At 65.2% G+C, this 22,227-nt stretch carries 24 protein-coding genes; 17 read left to right on the top strand and 7 right to left on the bottom strand.

The window, feature by feature from the left end:
* Positions 1-116 precede the first annotated feature (116 nt).
* The 3 genes from D769_RS11485 (at position 117) to D769_RS31005 (ending at position 2,148) form a co-directional block, all read left to right on the top strand.
* Positions 117-1,106, top strand: coding sequence for a tripartite tricarboxylate transporter substrate binding protein (locus D769_RS11485; protein ID WP_008645185.1), 990 nt, complete (start codon positions 117-119; stop codon positions 1,104-1,106).
* Between the two features lie 91 nt (positions 1,107-1,197).
* Positions 1,198-1,848, top strand: a complete 651-nt coding sequence (gene upp, locus D769_RS11480; protein WP_008645177.1) for a uracil phosphoribosyltransferase — start codon at positions 1,198-1,200, stop codon at positions 1,846-1,848.
* Positions 1,849-1,995: 147 nt separating this feature from the next.
* Positions 1,996-2,148: a DUF3149 domain-containing protein gene (locus tag D769_RS31005; protein ID WP_008645176.1), complete on the top strand. Its 153-nt coding sequence runs from the start codon at positions 1,996-1,998 to the stop codon at positions 2,146-2,148.
* A 108-nt stretch (positions 2,149-2,256) separates the two neighbouring features.
* Here the strand turns inward: D769_RS31005 and D769_RS11475 are convergent, their stop codons facing one another.
* The gene (locus D769_RS11475) at positions 2,257-3,792 is read right to left on the bottom strand and encodes a helicase HerA-like C-terminal domain-containing protein (RefSeq protein ID WP_008645175.1); all 1,536 of its coding nucleotides are present in this window, start codon (positions 3,790-3,792) and stop codon (positions 2,257-2,259) included.
* 255 nt (positions 3,793-4,047) lie between these two features.
* Here D769_RS11475 and D769_RS11470 point away from each other — a divergent pair, with 255 nt between their 5' ends.
* The 8 genes from D769_RS11470 (at position 4,048) to rng (ending at position 11,499) form a co-directional block, all read left to right on the top strand.
* Complete coding sequence (locus D769_RS11470; RefSeq protein WP_008645174.1) at positions 4,048-4,773, top strand: YebC/PmpR family DNA-binding transcriptional regulator; 726 nt, start codon at positions 4,048-4,050, stop codon at positions 4,771-4,773.
* A gap of 84 nt (positions 4,774-4,857) precedes the next feature.
* On the top strand, positions 4,858-6,126 hold the full coding sequence (gene purD, locus D769_RS11465; protein ID WP_008645173.1) for a phosphoribosylamine--glycine ligase: 1,269 nt from the start codon (positions 4,858-4,860) through the stop codon (positions 6,124-6,126).
* A gap of 134 nt (positions 6,127-6,260) precedes the next feature.
* Complete coding sequence (gene hemF, locus D769_RS11460; protein WP_008645172.1) at positions 6,261-7,172, top strand: oxygen-dependent coproporphyrinogen oxidase; 912 nt, start codon at positions 6,261-6,263, stop codon at positions 7,170-7,172.
* A gap of 4 nt (positions 7,173-7,176) precedes the next feature.
* Positions 7,177-7,884: a nicotinate-nucleotide adenylyltransferase gene (locus tag D769_RS11455; RefSeq protein WP_008645171.1), complete on the top strand. Its 708-nt coding sequence runs from the start codon at positions 7,177-7,179 to the stop codon at positions 7,882-7,884.
* 45 nt (positions 7,885-7,929) lie between these two features.
* Positions 7,930-8,676, top strand: a complete 747-nt coding sequence (rsfS, locus tag D769_RS11450; protein WP_193750039.1) for a ribosome silencing factor — start codon at positions 7,930-7,932, stop codon at positions 8,674-8,676.
* Positions 8,677-8,710: 34 nt separating this feature from the next.
* Positions 8,711-9,190, top strand: coding sequence for a 23S rRNA (pseudouridine(1915)-N(3))-methyltransferase RlmH (rlmH, locus tag D769_RS11445; RefSeq protein WP_008645169.1), 480 nt, complete (start codon positions 8,711-8,713; stop codon positions 9,188-9,190).
* A gap of 115 nt (positions 9,191-9,305) precedes the next feature.
* Positions 9,306-9,908: a Maf family protein gene (locus D769_RS11440; protein WP_008645168.1), complete on the top strand. Its 603-nt coding sequence runs from the start codon at positions 9,306-9,308 to the stop codon at positions 9,906-9,908.
* Positions 9,909-10,041: 133 nt separating this feature from the next.
* The gene (gene rng / locus D769_RS11435; RefSeq protein WP_008645167.1) at positions 10,042-11,499 is read left to right on the top strand and encodes a ribonuclease G; all 1,458 of its coding nucleotides are present in this window, start codon (positions 10,042-10,044) and stop codon (positions 11,497-11,499) included.
* Here the strand turns inward: rng and D769_RS11430 are convergent.
* On the bottom strand, positions 11,486-12,742 hold the full coding sequence (locus D769_RS11430; protein ID WP_051705313.1) for a multidrug effflux MFS transporter: 1,257 nt from the start codon (positions 12,740-12,742) through the stop codon (positions 11,486-11,488). The genes rng and D769_RS11430 overlap by 14 nt on opposite strands.
* Positions 12,742-14,085: an MFS transporter gene (locus D769_RS11425; protein WP_008645165.1), complete on the bottom strand. Its 1,344-nt coding sequence runs from the start codon at positions 14,083-14,085 to the stop codon at positions 12,742-12,744. Before D769_RS11425 ends, D769_RS11430 begins: the two co-directional genes overlap by 1 nt.
* A 280-nt stretch (positions 14,086-14,365) precedes the next feature.
* Here D769_RS11425 and phnC point away from each other — a divergent pair, with 280 nt between their 5' ends.
* From phnC to D769_RS11400, 5 genes are all read left to right on the top strand, one after another.
* Positions 14,366-15,220, top strand: coding sequence for a phosphonate ABC transporter ATP-binding protein (phnC, locus tag D769_RS11420; RefSeq protein WP_024570712.1), 855 nt, complete (start codon positions 14,366-14,368; stop codon positions 15,218-15,220).
* A gap of 128 nt (positions 15,221-15,348) precedes the next feature.
* Positions 15,349-16,329, top strand: a complete 981-nt coding sequence (phnD, locus tag D769_RS11415) for a phosphonate ABC transporter substrate-binding protein (RefSeq protein ID WP_008645163.1) — start codon at positions 15,349-15,351, stop codon at positions 16,327-16,329.
* 82 nt (positions 16,330-16,411) lie between these two features.
* Positions 16,412-17,224 (top strand): phosphonate ABC transporter, permease protein PhnE, encoded by an 813-nt coding sequence (gene phnE, locus D769_RS11410; protein WP_035881553.1) that lies wholly within the window; start codon positions 16,412-16,414, stop codon positions 17,222-17,224.
* Entirely contained in the window at positions 17,221-17,760 is a 540-nt protein-coding gene (locus tag D769_RS11405; protein WP_008645157.1) for a phosphonate degradation HD-domain oxygenase, read from the top strand. The genes phnE and D769_RS11405 overlap by 4 nt, the downstream gene beginning before the upstream one ends.
* The gene (locus D769_RS11400; RefSeq protein ID WP_008645156.1) at positions 17,757-18,224 is read left to right on the top strand and encodes a GNAT family N-acetyltransferase; all 468 of its coding nucleotides are present in this window, start codon (positions 17,757-17,759) and stop codon (positions 18,222-18,224) included. Before D769_RS11405 ends, D769_RS11400 begins: the two co-directional genes overlap by 4 nt.
* A gap of 94 nt (positions 18,225-18,318) precedes the next feature.
* On the opposite strand, the gene phnN is transcribed toward D769_RS11400, so the two are convergent.
* From phnN to phnF, 4 genes are all read right to left on the bottom strand, one after another.
* Entirely contained in the window at positions 18,319-18,906 is a 588-nt protein-coding gene (phnN, locus tag D769_RS11395) for a phosphonate metabolism protein/1,5-bisphosphokinase (PRPP-forming) PhnN (RefSeq protein WP_008645155.1), read from the bottom strand.
* Entirely contained in the window at positions 18,903-19,637 is a 735-nt protein-coding gene (locus tag D769_RS11390; RefSeq protein ID WP_008645154.1) for a DUF1045 domain-containing protein, read from the bottom strand. The genes phnN and D769_RS11390 overlap by 4 nt, the downstream gene beginning before the upstream one ends.
* On the bottom strand, positions 19,634-20,857 hold the full coding sequence (locus D769_RS11385) for an alpha-D-ribose 1-methylphosphonate 5-triphosphate diphosphatase (protein ID WP_040010989.1): 1,224 nt from the start codon (positions 20,855-20,857) through the stop codon (positions 19,634-19,636). Before D769_RS11385 ends, D769_RS11390 begins: the two co-directional genes overlap by 4 nt.
* A 93-nt stretch (positions 20,858-20,950) precedes the next feature.
* A complete protein-coding gene (phnF, locus tag D769_RS11380) occupies positions 20,951-21,685 on the bottom strand; it encodes a phosphonate metabolism transcriptional regulator PhnF (protein WP_008645152.1) in 735 nt (244 codons plus the stop codon).
* 183 nt (positions 21,686-21,868) lie between these two features.
* Here phnF and phnG point away from each other — a divergent pair.
* Positions 21,869-22,227: phosphonate C-P lyase system protein PhnG (gene phnG / locus D769_RS11375; protein WP_008645151.1), on the top strand; the 359-nt coding region annotated here is incomplete at its 3' end.

The raw sequence follows: 22,227 nt of genomic DNA, 5'->3' as shown, positions 1-22,227 counted from the left end.
CAATGCTCGCCGGGGCCGCGCTAATGCCTGCTTTCCCATACAATGGCCGGCGCCTGTCCGGCACGCCAGAGCGGCGAACCGGACAGGAACAACAAGAAACTGGAGATACCCGAGTCATGCCGTCCTACCGCTTCACGGCGCGCCGCCGTGCCATCCTTTCCGCCACCCTGCTCGCGATCGCCGCGCCGTCAGCCGCCTTTGCCGCCGACAGCTTCCCGAGCAAGCCGATCCGCTTCATCGTGCCCTATGCCGCAGGCGGCACCACCGACCTCGTGGCCCGCACCGTGGGCCAGCGCGTGGCCGAAAAGCTCGGCCAGCCGGTCGTCATCGAGAACCGGCCGGGCGCCGGTGGCAACATCGGCATGGATGCCGTGGCCAAGGCACCGGCCGACGGCTACACGATCGGCTTCGGCGCGATCTCGACCAACGCCCTCAACCCGCATATCTACAAGCACGTGCCGTTCGATCCGCGGCGCGACTTCACGGCGGTCAGCCTGCTCGGCACCTCGACCATCGTGCTGGAGGTGAGCGAGAACCTGCCGGTGAAAACCGTCCCGGAACTGATTGCCTATGCGAAGGCCCATCCGGGGCTGACCTATGCCACGGCTGGCACGGGTACCTCGATGCACCTGGCCGGCGCGATGTTCTCGCAGGTGACGCAGACGAATCTGACTCATGTGCCGTACAAGGGAAGCAGCCCGGCCATCAACGACATGCTCGGCGGCCACATCCAGGTGATGTTCGACAATCTGCCGGCCTCGCTGCCGCACATCCAGGCGGGCAAGCTGCGCGCGCTGGCGGTGGCTGGCAAGACACGCTCGCCGTCGCTGCCGAACGTGCCGACACTGGCCGAAGCCGGGTTGCCGGGCTACGCGGTCGAACCATGGTTCGGCGTCTACGGCCCGGCCAACCTGCCAGCGCCGGTGGTGCAGACGCTCAATACGGCGTTTGTCGAGGCGCTGGCGCGTCCGGACGTGCGCGACAAGCTGGCCCAGGCCGGCTTCAATCCGAAGGGTTCGAGTGCTGCCGAATTGCAGACACTGACTCAGACTGAATACGAACGTTTCGGAAAGGTCGCAAAGTCGGCCGGGATCACGGTGGACTGACCACCGGGCAGGCCCGCGCATCCATTACAATCGCGCTGCACAGGGCCCTCCCGCTCCAGGGAGGGCCTTCCCGATTTCCGAGCCTGCCGCCATGAAACAAGATCCGCGCTTTCCCAATCTCTTCATCCTCGATCACCCGCTGATCCAGCACAAGCTCTCGCACATGCGCGACAAGGAAACGTCGACGCGCACGTTCCGCGAGTTGCTGCGCGAGATTACGCTGCTGATGGGCTACGAGATCACGCGCAACCTGCCGCTGACCACGCGCCGCATCGACACGCCGCTGGTACCGCTGGACGCCCCGGTCATCGCCGGCAAGAAGCTGACGATCGTGCCCGTGCTGCGCGCCGGCGTCGGCATGAGCGACGGCCTGGTGGAACTGATTCCGTCGGCGCGTATCGGCCATATCGGCGTATATCGCGACGATCAGCACCGCCCGGTGGAGTATCTGGTACGCCTGCCGGACGTGGAAGATCGCTCGTTCATCCTGTGTGACCCGATGGTCGCCACCGGCTATTCGGCCGCCCATGCGGTGGATGTGCTCAAGCGCCGTGGCGTCAAGGACGAATCCATCACCTTTGTGGCGCTGGTGGCTGCGCCCGAGGGCGTCGAGGTATTTCAGAAGGCCCACCCCGGCGTGAAGCTCTACGTCGCCTCGCTGGACAACCATCTCGACGACCATGCCTATATCGTGCCGGGCCTCGGCGACGCTGGCGACCGTCTCTTCGGCACCAAGAACTAAGCCCGAACTGAACTGGATTCGTCTGAATGAAATTGAGGCGCTTGATGCGCCTCAAGGTTTTTGTGGGATGACCTTTCCCCGTGCCTTGTACTGACTACACTGTCCGCCATACACGGTGAATCAATATAAAAGCGAAGGGAGTCCCACATGGAAGCCATCAAGATCCTGTTCACAACGCCCACCGGGCTCGGCAGTCTGGCCGTCATTGCCTTCATCATCGGGATGGGCGCGTTCTTTGCGCGGATGTTCGCGCGCAAGATGCGCGAGGACGCAGAGGCGGCGCGGCGCGGCGGCAACTGAGCCCCTGGCCAGCGGCGCTGACCCCGGCCCCTGACCATCCGCATGAAAAACGCCCGCATCGCGCGGGCGTTTTGTGTTGATGCATCGGCGTTAGTCCAGCTTCGCAGGCTACTTGCGCTTGCCGCCGCCGAGCAGACTGCCCAGCACGCCGCGGATCAGTTCCCGTCCCACCTGGGAACCCACCGTCCGCGCCGCCGACTTGGCCATCGACTCAAGGATCGAATCGCCGCGCCCGGTCTTGCCGGTGCCTTTCGTCAGCGTGCCGAAGATCTCGCCAGCCTGATCGAGCCAGCCGCCCTGCTCCGCGCTACCACTTGTCCCGCCTGCCGCGCCGCCACTGGCCGGCCCCGGCGTTCCCGTGCCCGACGCCGCCGCGTTGCCGCGCAACTTCTCGTACGCCGATTCCCTGTCAATCGCTTTCTCATAGGTACCCGCCACCAGCGACCCCGCGATCAGCGCCCGACGCTCGTCGTCCGTAATCGGGCCGATACGGCTGCCGGGCGCAAGCACCCAGGCACGCTCGGTGACGCAGGGCGTGCCCTTGGCGTCGAGGCACGACACCAGCGCCTCGCCAACGCCGAGTTCGCCGATGATTTGCTCCAGATTGAGCTTCGGGTTCGCGCGCATCGTCGTAGCCGCCACCTTGACCGCCTTCTGGTCACGCGGCGTGAATGCGCGCAGCGCGTGCTGCACGCGGTTGCCAAGCTGACCGAGCACGGTGTCCGGAATATCGACCGGATTCTGCGTCACGAAATACACACCCACGCCCTTCGAGCGCACCAGCCGCACGACCTGCTCGATCTTGTCGAGCAGCGCCTTGGGCGCATCATTGAACAGCAGATGCGCCTCGTCGAAGAAGAACACCAGCTTGGGCTTTTCCAGATCGCCGGCCTCGGGCAGCTTCTCGAACAGTTCGGACAGCATCCACAGCAGGAAGGTCGCGTAGAGCCGTGGCGCGTTCATCAGCTTGTCGGCGGCCAGGATGTTGACCACGCCCTGCCCCTTCTCGGTCTGGATGAAGTCCTCGAGGTTGAGCATCGGCTCGCCGAAGAACTTGTCCGCCCCCTGTGATTCGAGCGCCATCAGACCTCGCTGGATCGCGCCGATCGACGCCGCCGAGATATTGCCGTACTCGGTCGTGAACTGGCCTGCGTTGTCGCCCACGTACTGGAGCATCGCCCGCAGATCCTTGGAATCGAGCAGCAGCAGGCCGTTGGCGTCGGCGATGCGGAATACCAGGTTCAGCACGCCTTCCTGGGTATCGTTGAGTTCGAGCATCCGCGACAGCAGCAGCGGCCCCATATGCGAAACCGTCGCGCGTACCGGGTGGCCTTTTTCGCCGAATACGTCCCAGAGCGTGGTCGGGCACGCGCCCCAGACCGGCTCGGGCAGGCCATGCTCGGCCAGGCGGGCCTTGAGCTTGTCCGTGGGCTGGCCGGCCTGGGAAATGCCGGTCAAGTCACCTTTTACGTCAGCCATGAACACCGGCACGCCCAGCCGCGAGAAGCCCTGGGCCAGCGTCTGCAGCGTGACGGTCTTGCCCGTGCCGGTCGCGCCGGTGATCAGGCCGTGGCGGTTGCCCATTTCGGGCAACAGCACGAGTTCTTGGTCGGCATTCTTGGCGATGAGGATTGGATCGGCCATGTGATCTCGGGAAGCGGGAATGAACGGGGTGGAAATGCGCCCGCAGCCATCGGCGGAAGCGCGATGCGTGGCGCTTCGGAGCGGCGGGGGCGCGTGATAAAATCCTGCGCTGATTATAGCCAGCAGATTGGCACATCAATCACATGGCGCGGCCGCCGGATTGTCAGCAACTGTCAAGGAAGCCTGATCCACGCCCGCGCCGCGCCAACAGCGGCCGCACGCCGCACGATTCGTTTTTGCGCCACGGAGAGAAACATGGCCGGTCATTCCAAATGGGCCAACATCAAACACAAGAAAGCCGCCGCTGACGCCAAGCGCGGCAAGGTCTGGACGCGCCTGATCAAGGAAATCACTGTTGCCGCCAAGCTCGGCGGCGGCGAAGTCGACTCCAACCCGCGTCTGCGCCTGGCCATGGAAAAGGCCATGGACGCGAACATGCCCAAGGACAACATCCAGCGCGCGATCCAGCGCGGCGTGGGTGGCCTGGAAGGCGCAAACTACGAAGAAATCCGTTACGAAGGCTACGGCCTGGCCGGCGCCGCCATCATCGTCGACTGCCTGACCGATAACCGCACCCGTACCGTGGCCGAAGTCCGCCACGCGTTCTCGAAGCACGGCGGCAACATGGGCACCGAAGGTTCGGTGGCCTTCATGTTCACGCACTGCGGCCAGTTCCTGTTTGCCCCGGGCACCCCGGAAGACAAGCTGATGGACGCCGCGCTGGAAGCCGGCGCGGACGATGTGGTCACCAACGACGACGAATCGATCGAAGTGACTTGCCCGCCCAATGACTTCGGCGCGGTCAAGGCCGCGCTGGAAGCCGCCGGCTTCAAGGCCGAAGTGGCCGACGTGGTGATGAAGCCGCAGAACGAAGTGAGCTTCGTCGGCGACGACGCCATCAAGATGCAGAAGCTGCTGGACGCGCTGGAAAACCTGGACGACGTACAGGAAGTCTTCACCAACGCGGTGATCGAGGAATAAGCCTCTCGCGCCGCGCCCCATGGCGGCAGCCCGGCACCAGCCAGCTGCCGCTTTTCGCATGCGTTTCTTTTCTGGCAGTGGATCATGAAAGTTTTGGTTGTCGGCTCGGGTGGACGTGAACACGCGCTGGCGTGGAAGTTGGCCCAGTCCCCCAAGGTGCAAGTCGTATACGTAGCACCGGGCAACGGCGGGACGGCGCTGGACAAGCGTCTGCAGAACGTGCCGCTGACCGACCCGGAGGTGCTGGCCGCCTTCGTCGAGCGCGAAGGTGTGGCGTTCACCGTGGTTGGCCCCGAGGCGCCGCTGGCAGGCGGGATCGTCGACGTGTTCCGCGCCCGCGGCCTGCGTATCTTCGGCCCGACCAAGGCCGCCGCCCAGCTGGAATCCTCCAAGGACTTCGCCAAGGCCTTCATGCATCGCCATGGCATTCCCACGGCCTATTACCAGACGTTCTCCGACGCCGCCGGCGCCCACGCCTATATCGACGCCCAAGGCGCGCCAATCGTGATCAAGGCCGACGGCCTGGCCGCGGGCAAGGGCGTGGTGGTGGCGATGACGCTGGAAGAAGCGCACGCTGCGGTCGACATGATGCTGGCCGACAACAAGCTCGGCGATGCCGGCGCCCGGGTCGTGATCGAGGAATTCCTTGAAGGCGAGGAAGCCAGCTTCATCGTGATGGTCGACGGCAAGAACGTGCTGGCACTGGCCACCAGCCAGGACCACAAGCGCCTGCTGGATGCCGACGCGGGCCCCAACACCGGCGGCATGGGCGCGTACTCGCCTGCCCCCGTGGTCACGCCCGCGCTCCATGCGCGCGCGCTGCGCGAAATTATCCTGCCGACCGTGCGCGGCATGGAAAAGGACGGCATCCCGTTCACGGGTTTCCTGTACGCCGGCCTGATGATCGACGCCAACGGCAACCCGAAGACGCTGGAATTCAACTGCCGCATGGGCGATCCGGAAACGCAGCCGATCATGGCGCGCCTGAAGACCGACCTGGTGGACGTGATGGAAGCGGCCGTGGACGGCAAGCTGGATCAGATCGAGCTGGACTGGGACCGCCGCACTGCGCTGGGCGTGGTCATGGCCGCTTACGACTATCCGGAAAACCCGCGCAAGGGCGATGCGATCACCGGCATCCCCGCGGAAACCGCTGACGCCGTGACGTTCCACGCCGGCACCACGCTCAAGGATGGCACGCTACTGACCTCCGGCGGCCGCGTGCTCTGCGTGGTGGGCCTGGCCGATACGGTCAAGGCAGCACAGAAGAACGCCTACGCCGCAGTGGAACAGATCCGCTTCGACGGGATGCAATTCCGCACCGACATCGGATACCGCGCCATCAAGCGTTGATGACCCCAGGTATCCGACCATTCGCCCCACGACACGTGGGGCGAAGCCAGCCGGTACAATCATGACACCGCAATGACAGCCGGAGCGCCCGCCGCCCGGCTGTCCTGCTACCGGCCTATTCAGACCCACCCATCATGATCGATTCCCAGGCAGTCCGTGACTATCTGCTCGGCCTGCAAGACCGCATCACCGACGCCATCGCCGCTGTCGACGGCCAGGCGTTCCTGACCGATAACTGGGAGAAGCCCCCCACCGAGCGCCTGCGCGGCAGTGGCCGCACGCGCATCCTGGAGGGCGGCGCCGTGATGGAGCGGGCCGGCGTGGGGTTCTCGCACGTGCGCGGTGACACGCTGCCGCCGTCGGCCAGCGCCAACCGGCCTGAACTGGCCGGCCGCAGCTTCGAGGCGATGGGCGTCTCGCTGGTATTCCACCCGCGCAACCCGTACGTGCCAACCGTGCACATGAATGTGCGCTGCTTCATTGCCGTGAAGCCCGACGCGGAACCGGTCTGGTGGTTCGGGGGTGGCATGGATCTGACGCCGTACTACGGCGACGCCGACGACTGCGCGCACTTCCACCGCACCTGCAAGGATTCGCTGGCCCCGTTCGGCGACGACCTGTATCCGCGTTTCAAGCAGTGGTGCGATGAGTATTTCTTCCTGCGCCATCGTGGCGAGGCACGCGGCATCGGCGGCATCTTCTTCGATGATTTCTCGGCGCTCGGCTTCGACCGCAGCTTCGAGATGCTGCGCTCGGTCGGCGATGCGTTCCTCGCCGCCTACCTGCCCATCCTCACCGCACGCAAGGACGCCCCCTATGGCGAGCGCGAGCGCGATTTCCAGGCCTATCGCCGCGGCCGCTACGTCGAATTCAATCTCGTGTTCGACCGTGGCACGCTGTTCGGCCTGCAGTCTGGCGGTCGCACGGAGTCGATCCTGATGTCGATGCCACCGCAGGTATCGTGGCGCTATGACTGGCAGCCCGAGCCGGGCACTCCGGAAGCCGCGTTGTATGCCGATTTCCTGCCGGCGCGGGACTGGGCCTGAGTCGATGATCGATAAGAAGCCGGCCACCGCCAACGGACAGCAACGTCCCTACCGCCTGGGTATCCTCGGCGGCACCTTCGACCCCCCGCATCGCGGCCATGTTGCGCTGGCCCAGTTGTGCATCGATCACCTGGATCTGGACGAACTGGTCTGGATTCCCACCGGCCACTCGTGGCAGAAGGGCGACCACGTCACGCCCGCCGCCGACCGTCTGGCCATGACAGAGCTGGCTGCCGGGACACTGGATCCGGGCCGCGCCAAGGTCCGCGTGAGCCGCATGGAGGTCGAGCGCGAGGGCCCAAGCTACACGATCGACACGGTGCGGCAGTTGCGTGCCGAATACGGCGCCGACACGTCGATGTCCTGGCTGATGGGCGCCGACCAATTGCTGCGCCTGCACACCTGGCACGGCTGGGAGGCCCTGTTCGAGCAGGTGCACCTGTGCATCGCCACCCGCCCGGGTTTCGACCTCGCGGCGCTGGACGGCCCAGTGCTCGACGCGATGCAGCAACGGCTGGCGGACACGCACCTGATACAATGCACGCCCTCCGGCCATATGTGGATCGACCAGACGCTTGCCGTCGACCTGTCCTCCACCGGCCTGCGCCAGCGCCTGGCCGATGGCCCGATCGCGAATGATCCGGCGGATGACCAGTTGCCCGCCGGCGTGGCACACTACATCGCGCGTCACGGCCTGTACCAGCAGGCCTGAACCGACGCGCCCCCCTACCGAATGAAGCTGAACAAGAAAGACACCATGGATATTCGTAAACTGCAGCGCGCGATCGTCGACGGGCTCGAGGATGTGAAGGCGCAGGACATCAAGGTGTTTGACACCACTCACCTGACCGAACTGTTCGACCGGGTGGTGATCGCCAGCGGTAATTCGAACCGTCAGACCAAGGCGCTGGCGGCGTCGGTACGGGATACGGTCAAGGATGCCGGCGGCCACATCGTGGCGGTCGAGGGCCTGGAGACCGGCGAGTGGGTACTGGTGGACTGCGGCGACGCCGTGGTGCACATCCTGCAGCCGCAACTGCGCCTGTACTACAACCTGGAAGAGATCTGGGGCGACAAGCCGGTGCGCGTGAAGCTGGCTGCTGGCAAGGGCCTGGCCAAGGCCAGCGAGCCGATGGACGACGAGGATGCCGAGCCGGCCCCGCGCGTGCGTCGCGCATCGAACCTGCGCCCGGCGCTGGCCCGTTTGCCGGAAGGCATGAAGGAGCCGTCGCCGCCGATGGGTCACGAGGACACCGATCCGGACGCGATCGCCACGATCCGCAAGCCGGCGCGCAAGACCAGCAGCGCGGGCACCGCAGCCAAGGCACCGGCACGCAAGACCACGACGGCTCGCAAGACGACGACCGGCACGGCCGCCAAGACGCCGGCCCGCAAGTCGGCAACAGGCACCGCCACGAAGACGACGGCTCGCAAGACCACCGCGACCAAGACTGCTGCTGCCAAGACCGCTGCACCGCGCAAGCGCGCAACGCGTTCGGCCTGACCCTTCCTGACGTACCGACCACCGGGCATCTCTCATGCAACTTGCTATCGTGGCTGTCGGCCACAAGATGCCCGCGTGGATCGAAACCGGTTTCAGCGAGTACACCAAGCGGATGCCGCCCGAGTTGCGCATCGAGCTTCGCGAGGTCAAGCCGGAAGCCCGTTCATCGAGCAATAACGCCGCCACGGTGATGCAACGCGAAGCCGCGCGCATCGAGGCCGTGCTCGGCTCGCTGTCGAAGCGGTGCCGGATCGTGGCGCTCGACGAACGCGGCAAGGACTGGACCACCGTGCAACTGGCCGAGCAACTGACCGGCTGGCAGCGCGAAGGCGGCGACGTCGCCTTCCTGATCGGCGGTGCGGACGGCCTCGATCCGGCGCTCAAGGCACGCGCGCACACACTGTTGCGTATATCGAGCCTGACGCTGCCACACGGCATGGTGCGCGTGCTGCTGGCCGAGCAGCTTTATCGTGCCTGGTCGGTCACGCAGAATCATCCGTATCATCGCGCCTGAGTCATTGGGCCTGAATCATCGGGCCTGAACACCGGCGGGGTTGGCCCGCTCTCCGTGATAGCGGAAAGGCAAGCCAGTACAATCGGGGCAACTGTTTCTCTCGCCTCGATTTCCCATGACCTCCATCCTCTATCTGGCTTCCCAGAGCCCGCGCCGCCGCGAGTTGCTGACGCAGCTCGGCGTGACCTATGAACTGCTGCTGGCGGATGCCGGCGAGGATGCCGAAGCGCTCGAGGCCGTCCGGCCCGGCGAGTCCCCCGATGACTACGTCCAGCGAGTCTGCGCGCTGAAGGCCGACGCGGCACTTCAACGCCGCGCGCGTCGCGGCCTGCCCGAGGCGCCGATCCTGACTTCCGACACCACGGTCTGCCGTGGCGGCGACATTCTCGGCAAGCCCGCCGACGCGCGCGACGCTGCTGCCATGCTGGCGTCGCTTTCCGGCACCACCCATCGCGTATTGACTGCCGTGACGGTCGCGACGTCCGCCGGCCAGCGCCATGCGCTGTCGATCTCCCACGTCACTTTCCGGCCAATGCTCGCCCCCGAGATCGAGCGCTACGTGGCCAGCGGCGAGCCGCTCGGCAAGGCAGGCGCATACGGCATCCAGGGCCGCGCGGCGGAGTTTGTCGAGCGAATCGACGGTAGCTATTCGGGTATCATGGGCCTGCCCTTGTTCGAGACGGCGGCACTGCTGCGCGAGGCCGGTTTGCACTTCTGACCGGCGCTTCCAACCCGGCCTTCCGACCCAACCTCTCCGACAAGGCCCCTGGGGTCAAATGCCCGGCCACGAGCCGGGCCACAACAACAAGCGCCAACGGATCGGCGACGCGAGATTAAGCGTATCCATCGCTATGACCGAAGACATCCTCGTCAACATCACGCCGCAGGAAACACGCGTCGCCATCGTGCAGCAGGCGGCCGTTCAGGAACTCCATGTCGAACGCACGCTAACGCGCGGGCTGGTCGGCAACATCTATCTGGGCAAGGTCGTGCGGGTGCTGCCGGGCATGCAATCGGCGTTCATCGACATCGGTCTGGAGCGCGCTGCGTTCCTGCACGTGGCCGACATCTGGCATCCGCGTGACGGCGACAAGAACGGCCACCTCGCCATCGAGAAAACGCTGTTCGAGGGCCAGGCGCTGATGGTTCAGGTCATCAAGGACCCGATCGGCACCAAGGGCGCGCGGTTGTCCACACAGGTCAGCATCGCAGGCCGCACACTCGTCTATCTGCCGCAGGATCCGCATATCGGCATCTCGCAGCGTATCGAGGGTGAAATCGACCGAGAAGCGCTCCGTGCCCGCGTGCAGGGCCTGGTGCCCACCGACGAGCGCGGCGGCTTCATCGTGCGCACGATCGCCGAGGAAGCCAGCGACGAGGAACTTGGCAACGACATCGCCTACCTGCGCAAGATCTGGGCGACGATCCGCTCCAACGCCACCACCCTGCCCGCGCCGAGCCTGCTCTATCAGGACCTGAACCTGGCCCAGCGCGTGCTGCGCGACTTCATCAATGACGCCACTGGCGTGATCCAGATCGATTCGCGCGAGAACTACCAGAAGCTGGTGGAGTTCGCGCAGGAATACACGCCCGCCGTGCTGCCGCGCCTGTCGCACTACACCGGCGAGCGCCCGATCTTCGACCTGTTCAACATCGACGCGGAAATCGAAAAGGCGCTGTCGCGCCGGGTAGACCTGAAGTCCGGCGGCTACCTGATGATCGACCAGACCGAGGCGATGACGACAATCGACGTCAATACGGGCGGCTATGTCGGCGCGCGCAACTTCGACGATACGATCTTCAAGACGAATCTCGAAGCCGCGCACACCATCGCGCGGCAGCTCCGGCTGCGCAACCTGGGCGGCATCATCATCATCGACTTCATCGACATGGAGAACGTGGAGCATCGCGACGCGGTGCTCTCCGAGCTGAAGCGCGCGCTGTCACGCGACCGCACGCGCATCACGGTCAACGGCTTCTCGCAACTCGGTCTGGTGGAGATGACACGCAAGCGCACGCGCGAATCGCTCGCGCATGTGCTGTGCGAGCAGTGCCCGGTCTGCACCGGCAAGGGCCAGGTCAAGACACCGCGAACGGTCTGCTACGACATCTTCCGCGAAATCATGCGCGAGTCGCGCCAGTTCAATCCGCGTGAGTTCCGCATCCTGGCCTCGCAGGAAGTCATCGACTTGTTCCTCGAGGAAGAAAGCCAGCATCTTGCGATGCTCGGGGACTTCATCGGCAAGCCGATCTCTCTCCAGGTGGAATCGACGTTCCACCAGGAGCAGTACGACATCATCCTGATGTAACCCCCACCCGCCGGCCGCGCAGGGCCACGTGGAACGCCACGAGCCCTGCGATCTGCAATCCGGCCATACCGAGCGCCATCTTCATCGTGGAGTCCAGCAGCAGCGGCACCAGCAACGCGGAAGACAGCAAATTGCCGATCTGCTGCGTCGTGACGTAGCCGCTGGAGGCCAGACCCCGCCGCTCCGGAAAGCAGTCCAGCGCCAGCAGTTGCAGGCTGGGCTGCGTCATCATCATTCCCGCCGCGAAGACCGGCAACGCGACAAGCGCCCAGGGCATCGGCGGCAGGTGCAGCGCGGCCACCGCGAGATTGAAGACACCGGCCGCCATCATCACGAGATGGCCCCGATTCACGCTGGACTCCGGACTCGTGCGGCCGGCAATGCGATGTGCCACCAGCGCACCCGCGATGATGCCCGCCACGATCGGAATGAACAGCCAGCCGAACGACTGCGCGCCGAGCCCCAGATGCTGATAGACGAAGCGCGGCGCCGCGAAGACGTAGATGTAGATCGCCAGGTTCACCCCGGCATTGGCCAGCGCCAGCGACATGAATCTCCGGCTCGACAACATGGCGAAGTAGCCCCGCGCGAGCAGCTTTGGGTGCATCGGATGCCGACATGCTGGCGGCAAAGTCTCCGGCACCCAGATCCAGCAGGAAACCAGCAGGCTCCCCGAGATCAGCGCAAGGAACACGAAGATGCTGCGCCAGCCCATCCAGACCAGCAGCCAGCCGCCGCAGATCGGCGCCAGGGCCGGTGCCAGCGCGAAGATCATCGCGATCAGGGCCATGACTTTCTGGGCCTGCATGCCGTCGAACGTATCGCGCACCATCGCGCGCCCGACGATGACGCCGATCCCGGCCCCCACGCCTTGCAGTGCCCGCCCGGCGTAGAACATGTCGATACCGGTCGCTCCGGCGCAGACCAGCGATCCGGCCACAAAGAACACGCAGCCCGCAAGAATCATGCGGCGGCGGCCTATCGCGTCAGAGATCGCACCGTGCCAGGGCAGCAGCAATGCAAACGGCAACAGGTAGGCCGTCAGCGATTGCTGGACCTCGGCAGTGCTCGCATGAAGCGCGTTCGCGATTGCCGCGAACGCTGGCAGGTACGTCGCAATGGCAAACTGCCCCAGCATCGACAAGCCAGCGGTCAGTGCCGCCATGCTGCCGACGCTGGGGCGCCTGGGGCCCGCTTCCGCGCCCACTGCTACGACTGCCCCAGGCACATCCACTTCACTCATCACGCTGTCATCGAAGCCGCGGCCCCGGCGGGTTGTTCGGCGATGGCGGACTGGATCTGCGCCACCTCCTGCAGATCGCGCTCATAGGTGCGCGATGCACGCAACAGGCACAGCGCCGCGAGCAGGCCAAAGACCGGCATTGCCGTCAATGCTGCCTGCAGCCCAAACGCGTCGGAAAGCGCACCGCCTACGAACGGGCCGATGGCGAGTCCAAACAGGTTCTGGAACAGCGACAGCAGCGCCGCGCCGGTGGAACGCAGCCCCGGATGCACCACGTCGAGCACCACGCTCGAAGCCGGCCCAACCGTGCAGGTCATCAGGAAGCCGCCCAGCGCGATCAGCAGGAACTGCTGGTTCATGGACTCCGCCGCGCCGAACGCAATCACCAGGATCGGCGCGGTCACCATGCACAGGAACGACACCGCCTTGAGCTTGTTGCGCGGCTGCTTGGTGCCGGCGATATCCGCGACAACGCCCCAGATGAAGCAACCCACCGCGCCGCACAGCACGATCAACGCCGACTGCATGGCGGCCTGATCCTCCGGCATGCCGTGGAGGCGATTGAAGTAGCTCGGCAGCCAGGCCCAGATCGTCGATACCACGACAAGCTGCAGCGCCGCGCCCAGGCAGGTCCACCACAGCGTTCGCGAGCTGGTCAGCGCCGACACCATATGCGCGAACAGGCTCTTCGCTTGCCGTTGCTCATGGGCAGGACGCGTGTCCAGCGCCGCGGTCTTGTAGTCCGGCACGAACATGTACAGCAGCGCCAGCAACAGGCCGGGCACACCCACCACGCCGAACGCGGCCTGCCAGCCCCAGCGCGCAGTGATCACACCACCTAGCACCACGCCGAGCACCGCGCCAATCGATCCGGCTGCGAAAAACGCGCCAAGCAGCATCGAACGCAGCCTTGCCGGGAACAGGCTGGCGATCAGCGCCGCGCCGACGGAGCCGTAACCGGACTCGCCCACACCCACCATCGCGCGCGCCACGAACAACTGCGAGTAGTTGCGGGTGAACATGCAGGAAATCGTCGCCAGGCTCCAGACCACGCCCATCACCACCACGCTTTTGACGCGGCTGACGCGGTCCGCCAGCAGCGCAACCGGGATGCCGCCCAGCGCGACCACCACCGAGATGATCGACACCAGCCCGCCCAGTTGCTTGTCGGAGAGATTCCACGCGGCCTTCAGGTGCGGAAACAAGGACACGATCACCTGACGGTCGATGTAGTCGAACAGCATCAGCGCGAAGGTCATGGCAAACGCAAACCATGCGCGTGATTTGCTGACCAGATAGTCGTTGTTGTTAGCCTGCTGCGTGTCGGCTGAAAGATGGTGCATGAGCGGTGTCTCCTGTGCAGGCCGGCTGTCGGGCCCTGTCACAACTGCCTGGTTTTCTATCGGAAGCCCGCCGTTTTTCCCTCCAGAATCCGGCGGTGCGTCAAGCAGTATGGGGGCTCACCGAATGTCGATTTGACTGCGCGGGACATCAATTTGACATACCGGGACACTAAGGGAATGTTCTATCCGTGACCGGCCATTGGGAATGACGCCGGTCGGCGTCATCGTTCTGTCACTGTCGGCCGCCAGAATGCGCCTGTCATTCAAGGAAGGAGTCGACATGACGCATGCAATTGAAGTCCGCGGACTGAGCAAGTCGTTCCGCGCGGACCGCAAGGCGCTTGACGATGTCACGCTGCAAATCGCCCCGGGTGAAATGGTTGCGCTGCTGGGCGCATCGGGCTCGGGCAAATCGACGCTGCTGCGCCATGTGGCCGGTTTCGTCACGGGCGATGCCGGTTCGGGAGAGATCCTCGTCAACGGCCGCACGGTGCAGCGCAACGGACGTCTGGCCCGCGATGTGCGCCGTGTACGTGCGGACATCGGATTCGTATTCCAGCAGTTCAACCTGGTCGGCCGCCTGCCGGTGATCACCAATGTGCTCGTGGGAATGCTGACGCGTGTGCCGAAATGGCGCAGCCTGCTCCGCATCTTCAAGGCCAGCGAAGTGCAAGCCGGGCTCGATGCACTTGCCCAGGTTGGTATAGACGACTATGCGTTTCAGCGCGCCTCGACCCTGTCGGGCGGGCAGCAGCAACGCGCCGCGATCGCTCGCACGCTGGTGCAGAACGCGCAGGTGATCCTGGCCGACGAGCCGATCGCCTCGCTCGATCCGGAATCGTCGCGTCGCGTGATGTCGCAACTGGCGCAGATTAACCGCACGCGCAAGGTCGCCGTGGTCGTATCGCTGCATCAGGTGGACGTGGCGATGCGCTATTGCCCGCGCGTGGTGGCACTGCGTCACGGCAAGGTGGTCTATGACGGCCCCTCCGCCGCGCTGACGCAGCAGATGCTGCGCGACCTGTACGGCAGCGAAGCCGACGAGCTACTGCACGACAGCGTGCCCGAGGCCCCCTCTTGCGCCGAAGGCGTGCCCGCGCCGGTGATGGTCAGGATGGATCTGGCCGCGGCCTGAGGCTTGCCTCGCACGCCTCGCCACGCCAGCTCATCGCATCGCCGGCCTCGCACTGTCAGACCCGAATACCCGAATACCCGATTCACCCAACCCGTATTTCCCTTCAGCCTTTCCAAACGGAGTCATCGATGCTTCGCAGAACTTTCCTCGCCGTGGTCGCTTCGGGTGTCGTCGCGCTGCCCGCCTTCGCCCAGGACGTCAAGACCCTGAACATGGGCATCATCTCGACGGAAACGTCGTCGAACCTGAAGTCCGCCTGGCAACCCGTGATCGACGACCTGAGCCGCGCACTCGGCGTGCAGGTCAAGCCGTTCTTCGCCTCGGACTACGCCGGCATTATCGAAGGGATGCGTTTCAACAAGGTGCAGATCGCCTGGTACGGCAACAAGTCGGCCATGGAAGCCGTGGACCGCGCCAACGGCGAAGTGTTCGCATCGGTGATCGACAAGGACGGCAACCCGGGCTACTGGTCGCTGCTGATCGCGCGCAAGGATAGCGACCTGAAGTCGGTCGAAGACGTCATCAAGCGCGGCAAGGACCTGACCTACGGCGCCGGCGATCCGAACTCCACGTCGGGCACGGCCGTGCCGGGCTACTACCTGTGGGCCGCCAACAAGGTCGATCCGAAGACGCTGTTCAAGGCCGTGCGCATCAGCAATCACGAAACCAACCTGCTGTCGGTGCTGAACAAGCAGGTGGACGTGGCCGTGAACAACACCGAGAACTTCGAGCGCTATCGCATCAACACGGGCAAGAACGCCTATGACGACGTGCGCGTGCTGTGGAAGTCGCCGCTGATCCCGGCCGATCCGCTGGTCTACCGCAAGGACCTGCCGCCCGAGCTGAAAAAGAAGATCCAGGACTTCTTCGTCAACTACGGCAAGGGCGCCGACGCCGCGCGCGAAAAGCAGGCGCTGGCCACGCTGACCTACCAGGGCTTCCGCGTCTCGACCGATGCCCAACTCGTGCCGATCCGTCAGATCGAACTGGCCAAGGAAAAGGCCAAGATCGAATCCGACAGCACGCTGGCCGCTGCCGACAAGGAAAAGAAGCTGGCCGACGTCTCGCGCCGCCTGGCCGAACTCGACCGCGCCAGCAGCACGCAGTAAGCCTCGCCTGAAGCCGATGGCGCCACTCGGGTCGCCATCGGCTTTGCATTTTCCGCTTCAGCTTTACCTCTTCCGACTGCCCATGACCGCCACCGCCAAGCCCGGCCTGCCGCCCACACCCCAGAGTACCGTCCGGCCGCCGCGCAATTCCCTTTCCGTGATGCTGATCTGGGCAATCGTACTGGCCACGCTCGCCATGTCCTGGCAAGGCGCGGACATGCGTCCGATGGACCTGTTGCGCGACTCCGGCAACATGGCCAAGTTCGCCGCCGATTTCTTCCCGCCCGATTTCCGCGATTGGCACACCTATCTCGACGAGATGCTCGTCACCGTGCAGATCGCGCTCTGGGGCACCGCGCTGGCCGTCGTCATGGCCGTGCCGTTTGGCCTGCTGTGCTCGGCCAACATCGTGCCGCCCTGGGTCTATCAACCTGCCCGCCGTCTGATGGATGCCTGCCGCGCGATCAATGAAATGGTCTTCGCGATGCTGTTCATCGTCGCCGTGGGTCTGGGACCGTTCGCCGGCGTGCTGGCGCTCTGGATCCACACCATGGGCGTGCTGGCCAAGCTGTTCGCCGAAGCCGTGGAAGCGATCGACCCGCGCCCCGTTGAAGGCGTGCGCGCCACGGGTGCCGGCCCGATCGAAGAAATCGTCTACGGTGTGATTCCGCAGGTGTTGCCGCTGTGGCTGTCGTTCGCGCTCTATCGCTTCGAGTCGAACGTGCGCTCCGCTTCGGTGGTCGGCATCGTCGGCGCCGGCGGCATCGGCACCGTGCTGTGGGAGATCATCCGCAGCTTCCAGTATGCGCAAACCTGTGCCGTGATGATCATCATCATCGTGTTCGTGACCGGCCTCGACATCGTCTCCGCCCAGATCCGCAAGGTGCTTGTATGACCACGCTGACCCTGTCCAGCATCGCCGCGCTGTTCGAGAACCACGGCACCGCGTATTACGGCGGCGAGGCCATCAGCCAGACCGCCCACGCGCTGCAGTGCGCGCAGCTTGCCGAGCAGGCCGGCGATCCGGAACCGCTGATCGTCGCGGCACTACTGCACGATATCGGCCACCTGATGCTGGCCGAAAGCCTGACCACCGACATGCGCCACCAGGAAACCGGTGCCGACGCGCTGGCCAGCCTGTTCGGCGAAGACGTCACCGAGCCGGTACGAATGCACGTGGCGGCCAAGCGCTATCTGTGTGCAGTCGATCCCGCGTACTTCGACACGCTCTCGCCGGTATCCGTGCACAGCCTCTCGCTGCAGGGCGGCCCATACGACAGCGAACAGGCCAGTGCGTTCGCCGCGCAGGTGCACGCCGACGCCGCTGTGCGCCTGCGCCGCTACGACGACCTGGCCAAGGTGGTAGATCTGCAGACCCCTACCCTGTCCCACTATCTCGACATGGCCGCACGCTGTGTCCGCGTCGCATGAGCGAGGCCGATTTCTTCACAGGGCTGATACTCCGCGAAGTGCGAGGCAACGACGCAGAGCTGCTGCACCTGTCCGCCCTGCTGGCGACGATGGATAACGAGACGCCGCTGCCGCTGGAGACCATGCGCGAGCGCTTTGCCGCGATGCGTCGCTACCCGGACTACCGCGTCTATCTGATGTTCGATGCGGACGGGGTGCCGCTCGGCACGTTCAGCCTGCTGGCGTTTCCGGTGATGGTGCACGACGGACGGCCCGAGGCGATACTCGAAGCCGTGGTCGTCGCGCCGGCCGCGCGAGGCCGTGGAATCGGCAAGCAGATGATGCGGGAAGCCATGCGGCTGGCGCGTGAAGCCGGCGCGGCCAAACTCATGCTCTCATCGAATGCGCGGCGCCTGCAGGCGCATCAGTTCTATCGGCAGCTCGGGTTCACCGAGCACGGGATCAGCTTCAGTACGGCGCTTTGAGCCGTACTCGGGGGCATTGTCGCTCAGACGCTTGCCCTCTCCTCCGGCCCCTCGCCCGCGTAGTGGCGAGAAACCGCGAGACACGGACTGCGCCTCAATCCCCCACAGCGCCAACCAACCGCGCGAATGCATCGGCCGAATCGGCCAGGTCGCCACTATTGTCGATCTCGACCACCCGGCAGCCAGGCGGCACATCGAACGGCTGCGTCGCGCGTGCCAGCCTCCGGGCAATTCCCTCTTCCGACTCCCGCCCGCGCTGGCGCAGACGCGCGGCCAGCACCTCGGGTTTCACGCGCACATGCACTGCGCATAGATGCGGATAGCGTGCCACCGCCTGCGGCAGGTACTCTCGGGAGCCATTGACGACAACCTTGATGCCCTGCGTCAGCCACTGCTCGATCTCCACGCCAATGCCATAGTGCAAGCCGTGGCTATTCCAGTGCAGCGCCAGGCAGCCAAGATCCACGCGGCGGTGAAACTCGTCGGCCGACAGCGCGACCGATGCCTCGTTTTCGTCGGCAGCACGCGTGATATAGCGATGAGCCACCACGATACGATCATCGCGCTGCAGCCGTTCGCGCAAGGCCCGCAGCAGCGAGTCCTTGCCGCTGCCGGACGGGCCCATCACATAGAACAGCCCGCTGCCATCAGGCGCGGAGCCGGAGTGGAATCGTGTGGTCATGCCGAAAGATAGCCGACACCCGCGCCGTCGACGGTGGTGCCATCGAAGCCGTAGTGACGTGCGACGATAAAATCCGCCCCGGGCTCGGGTTGAACGAAGAGACTGATGGCATCGACATGCAGCGGGCTCTCGAGCAACCTGCCGCCGCTGGCCGATAACTGCGCGAACGCAGCGGCCTCGTTGTCGGCATCAAGCATGCCACTCAGCGTGATATGAAACGTGAACGTATCGAACGCGTACGGATAGCCCCAGGCTTCGAGCATCTCGCGCTGCGCTGCCGTCAACTGGTCGGGCCGACGCCGGCTCACTTCCTCCGGCGTGGCCGGCGCGCGGAAATGGTCGAAGGCACGCATGCAGTCGTCGGCAAGCTCATGCATCCGCTTAACGCCCTGCGCCCGCGCATCGTCAAGGCACCAAGCCAGAAACCCACGCAAGGCACGCAGCGTCAGCGGCGCGTCAAACGCGGCGCGCTCCCGTGCGAACGCGCGGACGGCGGCGTCGAGCATGGACGCATCGGTGCCATCGGCCAGACGGAACGGCGGCTTCAGCGTGGCGTGCAGCGCATAGTGCGCCGGGGCCTTGACCCATTCGGCGGGACGCGATGCGATGCCCGGCGGCAACGGCGTTGGATTTCCGGTGTCGGCATCGCGGCCAAGCCATTGCGCGCCGAACGTGCGGAATGGCTCGGCGGGCGCGAGATAGATCGCGTAGCGGTGCGCCTGCATCTTCATGCCGCCAGGCTGCCGCGAGCGTTGGCCACATCTGCGAGATCGGCCAGGTCAGTCATCGACAGCGCGCCGGACGCATGACGCACTTCACCATTGACGATGGTGGCGCAGACACGCGGCAGTCCGGGCTGGCTGTCGTCAACGAGAATCGCATCGGCGCGCATTCCCGGCGCGAGCACGCCACGGTCGCGCAGCCCCGTCGCACGGGCCGGATTACGCGACACCAGGTGCCACGCCTCGGGCAGCGAGCACACGCCAAGCTGCGCGAGCTTGAATGCGGCCTGCAGCAGCGCGGGATAGTAGTAATCGGAAGCCAGAACCGAACACAGGCCGGCGGCCACCATTTCCGTCGCGTTGGGCGCGCCGGTATGGCTCTTGCCGCGCAGCACGTTGGGCGCGCCGAAGACGGTTTCGTCGCCGATCTGGCGTGCCAGCGTCGCGGCCTCCACCGTCAGCGGGAACTCCGCGATCCGGCAGCCCTGGGCGTGATAGTGCTGGCGCGTCGCCACGTCGGGATCGTCATGCGATGCAATCGGCAGGTTCGCGGCCAGCGCCGCGGCGATCAGGCACGACATCGCGGCAGGCACTTCCTGCGCATTGCGGCTGGCTGCGCGCAGACGGTTGCGGAATGTCTCGGTATCGCACTCGGCGCGTTCCGCGTACTGCACGAGCTTGCGTTCGTCACTCATGCGTCGCGCCATGGTCGGCAGGTGATCGTTGATCGCCAGCAGGGCCACGCGGCCATCCGCCATCCACGACAAGGCCGTCTCCACGCCAGCGAGGTGATAGGCCTCGAAGCGCAGATGCACCTTGTGCTCCGCGCCCAGCACGGGCTGCAACTGGGCCAGCGCATCGAACATGCGCAGCGCGTAGGCCTCGCCACGCAAACCCCCCTCCCACGACAGGGTCACGCCATGAAACTCGGTCGTGATGCCGTGCGCGAGCAACTGGCGATCGACGTCGAGCAGCGCGGCGCCGTACGGGAAGCTCACACCGGGACGCGGCATCACGGAACGCTCGAACGCATCACCGTGAATGTCGACAATGCCCGGCAGCACCAGCAAGTCGCCCGCGTCGATGCAGGGGCCACTTGCCGGTGGCTGCGCCATCACGTTGCCGTTGTGGATGCCCAGCGTTGCCAGGCCGATGCCGTCGGCGCCCATCACGCGGCGTCCGGTGATCCCCGCGAGCGGGGTCGATGAAGTTTGAGAGATCGTATGCATGGGCAATACGTTAGCTTTGGTAGATGACAGACGGATGTCTAGACCAATACGCGGGCATCACCCCGTGTGGAACAGCGGGACGATGCCGTCATTTCAATCCTGATCGGAGACCGTGAGTTGCACCCAATCGCCGGCAAAGCGCGTCATGCTGTATTGGACGGGGGCGCCGTCGATATCGATGTTCAGTGCCTCCACTTGCAGGATAGGACGCGTCTTCGGCTGATTCAGCAATCGCGCCACCGGGGCGCTCGGCATGGCCGCCGTGATGCGCGACCACTTGCGCGTGTAATCGGCAATGCCGTACTGCGCCAACGCGCGCGAGATTGATTGCGTCTCGCTCACCTTGTCTTCGAAACCGGGAAAACGCTTTGGATCGAAGTAATGCTCGGCCACGTCGATCGTACGCCCTTCGGCCTTGCCGATCATCTGCACATGCAGAATCTCCGCCGTGCGGGACAGGCCAAGATGTTTGGCGATTTCCGGCGCGCGCAGGATCTGGCTATCGACGAGTTCCGTGTGCCCGCGCATCCCCTGCGCGGCCAGGTTCTGAGAGAAGCGCGTGCGACGCCCGATGGCATAGTCAATGGCGTGCTCCTGCACGAAGGTGCCTCGGCCCTGCTCGATCCGCACCAGGCCGCTCAGTTCGAGTTCACCCATCGCGCGCCGGATCGTATGCCGGTTCACGGCGAAGCGCGAGGCCAGTTCCGGTTCCGGCGGCAACTGCTCACCCGGTCCATAGAGTTTGTTGCGGATGTCCTCCGCAAGCGCCTCGCCAATCTGCCGCCATACGGCGACGCCGGAACCCCGTTCGACTTCCCGATCAGACATCTTGCCTTGCCCTGTTGTCATCAAGCATTCACCAATAGCGTGCGATTGTGCCTCATGCCTTGGCGCCGATGTTGCGTGTCCGAGAAAAGGTCCGACCCGTCACGAAACGTTCATGTGCCTGTGTTCTAGTATCGCCGTGTTGTGTTAGTGTACATCTAAACGTATAGACGTATAGGGGTGATCATGCAAAGCGAAACCGCCAACCAGGCCAACGCGGCACGGGCCGCGTGGCTGAGGATTCTGGCGCTGGCCCAATCGGATGCGCTCGATGCGGCCTACTCGCAGCTCGGCGACGTGGCGGCACTGCCCGGCTACCGGCTGCTGCGCAAGCCCGAATCGGGCATGGCGATGGTCCGGGCCCGCGCGGGTGGCACCGGTGCCCAGTTCAATCTGGGTGAGATGTCCGTCACGCGCTGCGCCGTGGTGCTCGACGAGACCGAAGGCCAGGCCGCCACGGCTGGCGTGGCCTACATACAGGGACGCGGCACGCGCCACGCCGAACAGGCCGCCGTGCTCGACGCGCTGCTGCAGCGCCCGGCCTG

This window comes from Cupriavidus sp. HMR-1 (assembly GCF_000319775.1).
Taxonomy (GTDB): Bacteria; Pseudomonadota; Gammaproteobacteria; order Burkholderiales; family Burkholderiaceae; genus Cupriavidus; species Cupriavidus metallidurans.
The sequence above is the reverse complement of the archived record's forward strand: the minus strand, read 5'-3'. Positions and strand labels throughout refer to the sequence as shown.